Genomic DNA, 972 nt, shown 5'->3' on the forward strand with positions numbered 1-972 from the left:
GGAGGTGGATTCACACTCGAAGTGCAACAGTTGGGAGGAGAAGGCCTCTGCCGGGGTTCTGAAGTCAAGGCATTTGCGCGGGGTGTTGTTGTAGGTGGCAACGGACTGGCGGAAGCGCTTGGTTGGGAGCTTTTCGAGGTCGGTCTTTCGGGGGATGAAGCGGCGCAAGCGGCCGATGGCGTTCTCGATGCCGCCCTTTTGCCACGGCGCGTGGGGGTCGCAGAAGAAGGTCTTCATCAAGAGGCTCTGCAAGGAAAGGTGGGCGGCGAACTCGGTGCCGTTGTCGAAGGTGACGGTACGGCGCAGTGCCTCTGGTACGGCTTTGAACAGGCGTACGAGATGGCTAGCGATACCGGCAGCGAGCTTGCGTTCGATGGGAACGGCGAGCAGCAGGCGCGAGGTGCGCTCGTGGACGGCCAGGATGGCCTGCCGGTATTTGGAGAACATCATCAGGTCGGCTTCCCAGTGGCCCGGGACTTTGCGATCGGCGACCTCGGCAGGCCGTTCTGCCAGCGAAACACGGCCTTCGATGAAGCTTGCGGGGCTCCCGCCTCGTTTGCCGCGGTGGCCTCGCTTGCTCTTGCCACGAGGCAGATAGCGCCGCCAAGTGAAGTCTGTCGTGCGTGTGACCTGGGCGTAGATGAAGCGGTAGATGCTCTCGAAGGAGATCACCTTGCGGCCGCGTTCACGGGCAAGCCGGCCGGCGACCTGTTCGGGCGACCAACCGCGGCTCAAGCCCGCCAAGACCTCGCGGCGCAAGCTGGCGTCCCGCTCGAGGCGAGAGCCCTTCCAGCGCCGCGCCCGGGTCTGCTGCCGAGCATAGCTTGGCTTGTAGCCGACCTGCCTGCCACGGTTCCGCCTCAGCTCCCGAGAGATCGTTGATGGCGGGCGATCCAAAGCTGCCGCGATTTGCCCGACCGAGTTGCCATTGGCCGAAAGGCGGGCAATCTCGCATCGATCGTCAAGGGAGAG

1 protein-coding gene is annotated in these 972 nt (G+C 64.2%); it reads right to left on the reverse strand.

Annotation, left to right across the window (positions count from 1 at the left end; genetic code table 11):
* The coding region (locus XI08_RS09935; protein ID WP_271574275.1) for an IS30 family transposase at positions 1–972 on the reverse strand (972 nt) is incomplete at both ends.

The sequence above is a fragment of the Bradyrhizobium sp. CCBAU 11361 genome (assembly GCF_028128935.1).
GTDB lineage: Bacteria > Pseudomonadota > Alphaproteobacteria > Rhizobiales > Xanthobacteraceae > Bradyrhizobium > Bradyrhizobium niftali.